This window comes from Nostoc sp. CHAB 5715, assembly GCF_020829685.1.
Classification (GTDB): domain Bacteria; phylum Cyanobacteriota; class Cyanobacteriia; order Cyanobacteriales; family Nostocaceae; genus Nostoc.
The window spans coordinates 1-3,493 of the sequence record NZ_JAIVFR010000817.1 but is presented as its reverse complement, the minus strand read 5'-3'; the positions used below and the strand labels follow the sequence as shown (position 1 = coordinate 3,493).

Annotated in this window: 6 protein-coding genes; 2 read left to right on the top strand and 4 right to left on the bottom strand. The window is 40.1% G+C overall.

The annotated features are described in order from the left end of the window. The 4 genes from LC574_RS31835 to LC574_RS31820 all read right to left on the bottom strand — a co-directional run. Nucleotides 1-501 (bottom strand): TVP38/TMEM64 family protein (locus tag LC574_RS31835; protein WP_229457558.1); only part of this gene is annotated, 501 nt, incomplete at its 3' end. Nucleotides 502-1,374: 873 nt separating this feature from the next. Beyond that, on the bottom strand, nt 1,375-2,085 hold the full coding sequence (locus LC574_RS31830) for a TIGR04283 family arsenosugar biosynthesis glycosyltransferase (RefSeq protein WP_229457557.1): 711 nt from the start codon (nt 2,083-2,085) through the stop codon (nt 1,375-1,377). Beyond that, on the bottom strand, nt 2,082-2,294 hold the full coding sequence (locus tag LC574_RS31825; RefSeq protein WP_229457556.1) for a CU044_2847 family protein: 213 nt from the start codon (nt 2,292-2,294) through the stop codon (nt 2,082-2,084). Before LC574_RS31825 ends, LC574_RS31830 begins: the two co-directional genes overlap by 4 nt. Nucleotides 2,295-2,368: 74 nt before the next feature. Further along, a complete protein-coding gene (locus LC574_RS31820; RefSeq protein WP_229457555.1) occupies nt 2,369-2,581 on the bottom strand; it encodes a hypothetical protein in 213 nt (70 codons plus the stop codon). A 134-nt stretch (nt 2,582-2,715) separates the two neighbouring features. On the opposite strand from LC574_RS31820, the gene LC574_RS31815 reads away from it, so the two are divergent. Together LC574_RS31815 and LC574_RS31810 are read left to right on the top strand one after the other, a co-directional pair. After that, nucleotides 2,716-2,931 carry a caspase family protein gene (locus LC574_RS31815; RefSeq protein WP_229457554.1) on the top strand — a complete coding sequence of 72 codons (216 nt, stop codon included), beginning with the start codon at nt 2,716-2,718 and terminating at the stop codon, nt 2,929-2,931. A gap of 36 nt (nt 2,932-2,967) precedes the next feature. Then, nucleotides 2,968-3,309, top strand: coding sequence for a XisI protein (locus LC574_RS31810; protein ID WP_229457553.1), 342 nt, complete (start codon nt 2,968-2,970; stop codon nt 3,307-3,309). Nucleotides 3,310-3,493: the final 184 nt, after the last annotated feature.

Below are 3,493 nucleotides of genomic sequence, written 5' to 3'. Positions count from 1 at the left end.
CGGGGACAGTCGCGTTAACAAGACAATTTTTAATCCTTCTCTACCAACCGCTTGGTCAATGGCGGCAAATTTTTTGTTATCTGCAATTTTCCGAGCAACCCAGCCCCTTGCTAAATAACGTCCTACAAGGAAAGCAGCAGTAGCACCAAGGGTTGCACCGATAAATACGTAGAGAGAACCCCAGACTGCACCAAAAATCACACCAGCCCCCAACGTGAGAATAGAACCTGGGAAAAAAGCGATGCTAGCGATAATGTAAAGAGCAATAAAAGCTATGGCTCCCACCGCAGCCAGGCTATCAATCCATTGCAAGACTTCGCGTAAAATGGTTTGAGGATTGAAAGAATTTGGATTTGCAGATTCTTGTGCCAAAGCTGGGTCTGTGTTTAATGCGAAAGCACTTGCCAATATCAGTAATATTAATACACTTAAGCTAAAAAACTTTTGTAAGTTTCTGGGATTAATATTTTTAAATATCTGAATGATTGTTAGTTTTGTCATGGGTTGTTATTTGTTCTAATGCCACACTTTGAGCTAATGCTTTCTGAGCAACTTTTGTGATATACACTGCCTATCCCGCCTGAGAATAAATTCTCTTTTCTTATAGCGCAAGTCCACTAAGCGTGGACTACAACCCTTACTCAGTCTTCTTTAGAAGACTTTAGCTATAAGCCTCAGAATTCATTCTGAGGCGGTCGTCGGGACTGATGCAAGTTCTGAGTTAACCCAAATGACTGAGGTTTGTAAAAGTTCCTGAAAGTTTAACTGTTTAGCGACAATAATAAAAGTGGCAATCAGGCAACTTAGGGACTTCCAATTTAAAAAATATCCCATCGCTTTGAGGGCAGGGAGCAGTTCTTGCTGGGAGCAGGGGAAGGGAAAGTCGTTTTGATGGGCGTGAAATTGGATAATTTTAGGACTTACGCACACTCTACGAATTCTCGGCGCTCTTGGCGTCTTGGCGGTTCGATAAATTAAGCTTTTTAGCAATTTTTGCGTAAGTCCTAAATTTATTTGTTGGAAGTCCCTTAAGAGTAGTAGTTTGAGTTTGAAATTTAATAAACGCTTCTTCATTTTTATAAGTTTGACCTTCTGAAGCTCGATGTTGACCCTCTGAGGCTCAACGTTGACCTTCTGAGGCTCAACGTTGACCTTCTGAGGCTCAATGTTGACCTTCTGAGGCTCAACGTTGACCTTCTGAGGCTCGACTTTGACCTTCTGAGGCTCAACTTTGACCTTCTGAGGCTCAACTTTGACCTTCTGAGGCTCAACGTTGACCTTCTGAGGCTCAACTTTGACCTTCTGAGGCTCAACGTTGAAACTTACACCTCAAATCTAATGCTTATAAGATATACTACCCATATTAGAAACAGCTTAAATTCTCTTAAATTTTTCTCGGCGATACCAGCGACAAATTCGCTCAGGTGAAACGCCGAGTAAATAAGCAATAATTACTATTTGATTAAGTAACGTAGTTTTAAACACTCCCTTTTGTAACCATCTACGGGCTGAGGTAACAACTGGTGTAGGAATAATTACAATCCTTCCGATGCGTTTTAAACGACGTATGAGTTCAAAGTCTTCCATGATAGGCAACTCAGGAAAATTGCCAATTTGCTGAAATACTGTTTTTGTTAAAAAAATTGCTTGGTCGCCGTAGGGCATTTGGTAAAAATGCGATCGCACATTTATTCCCCACTCTACCCATCGTAAACTTAAAAGTGGTGCATCGATCCGCAAGTTAAATGCACCAGCCACAGTCCCAGGCTGTTGTAGCGCTGTGCGAACCATGTCATCAAACCCAGTAGGTAAACAGGTATCTGCATGGAGAAACAGTAGAATTTCCCCGGTAGCAGCTACAGCACCCGTATTCATTTGCACAGCACGACCGGGAGACGATGAGATAACTTTGACACATAAAGACTGGACTATTTCTACTGTGTTATCTTTTGAGCCACCATCTACTACTATGACTTCTATATTTATACTGGGTTGAGTAGTCGCAATTGCTTCTTTAATATTTCCTGCTTCATTAATAGCCGGAATGATAATCGAAATTTTACCAGCACCAATATTCTGACTCATGATTGCTGAGTTTGTTTTTCCAGTTGGTCAGGAAATGAACACTCTACCGTTACCTTAAGATTACTTTCAGCCGTGCCTTTAGTTACGTAAGGTATACCTGCTTCACCGCCAACTTTGATGCCAAATTCTAGAGTGACTTTATCAATATTAGCAATAGGGATTTTCTTAAAAGCATTGAGTGAATAAACAGTGTTAGGACTTACGCACACTCTACGAATTCTCGGCGCTCTTGGCGTCTTGGCGGTTCGATAAATTAAGCTTTTTAGCAATTTTTGCGTAAGTCCTAAGTGTAAGCCCGAATTGTACCTTCAATTGCTTGGAAATTTTGCACTATTTGTTTTTGTGCAACATTCGCATCCCATCCCTTATCAATTAGCGCTTCTTCCTCTCCCTGTGGGGAAACTTCGATGTTAACTGGCAAAGCATCTACGTTATCTGTGGCTTCAATGTAAATAATCGTGCCATCTTCTAACTGGATAGGTGTGAGTTGAGTCATGGGTAAATCTTGGATAAAAGAATTGCGTGTAAGGTAGCACAGCTGTAGTAACCTACAAATTTTTACGGAAAATGCGGTAAATTTCTTGTAGAAGCTGGAAATAATTCGGCACAACTATCATAGGGCTTTCCAGGATGAGTCGAGACGCTTTGGTGGTGGGAATTAATACGTATGACCGCTTAAAATGTCTCAACGCACCAGCTGCGGATGCTGAAGCGATCGCTCAAATCTTACAACAATATGGGGAATTTCAGGTAACGCGGCTCCCAGCAGTCAAAGACAAGGAAAATGAGACGATTCGTATTGGTAAGCAAACTAAAGTTAGAAAAAGCGATCGTCCAATTATTTAAGCCAGACGGTAAGCCGCCAGACACGGAGATTGTGAAATGGATAAGTTAACTCAATATCAAAATACGAGCAAGCAAATATTAACAGAGTATCAAAGAATATCTTCACAAGTTACTGTTGTTGATGTGGATGAAGTGTTAATGTTTGATGATGAGAGAAGTCAATATTTGTGGTTCAATATTGGTTGGAAACAAGGCAAAAGAATTAAAGGAATTTCTGTCTATATTCGCATTAAAAATGAAAAAATTTACATTGAAGAAGATTTGACTGAGGAAGGAATGGCAACTGAGTTAATGCGTTTAAATGTTCCTGCAAGTGATATTGTCTTGGCTTTTCATCCTCCAGAAGCAAGGAAATATACTGAGTTTGCAACGGTTTAAAGATTATTTTTCTGGTAATTATTGGGTTAACAGTCGCTACTAGCGCACCTAAAAGCGATTTATAAGAAGAATTCAGAACTCAGGAGTCAGAATTCAGAATTGAATTCTGGACGACTGGGTAATGAATATTGGTTTAAAACCTTGCAAGAAAGTGGGCAAAAAAAATTAAAATATTATTCCTAAT

What these genes read in the sequence shown, in the direction of transcription:
- LC574_RS31830 (WP_229457557.1), bottom strand. Translation starts at nt 2,085, where the DNA reads ATGAGTCAGAATATTGGTGCTGGTAAAATTTCGATTATCATTCCGGCT.
- LC574_RS31820 (WP_229457555.1), bottom strand. Translation starts at nt 2,581, where the DNA reads ATGACTCAACTCACACCTATCCAGTTAGAAGATGGCACGATTATTTAC.
- LC574_RS31815 (WP_229457554.1), top strand. Translation starts at nt 2,716, where the DNA reads ATGAGTCGAGACGCTTTGGTGGTGGGAATTAATACGTATGACCGCTTA.
- LC574_RS31810 (WP_229457553.1), top strand. Translation starts at nt 2,968, where the DNA reads ATGGATAAGTTAACTCAATATCAAAATACGAGCAAGCAAATATTAACA.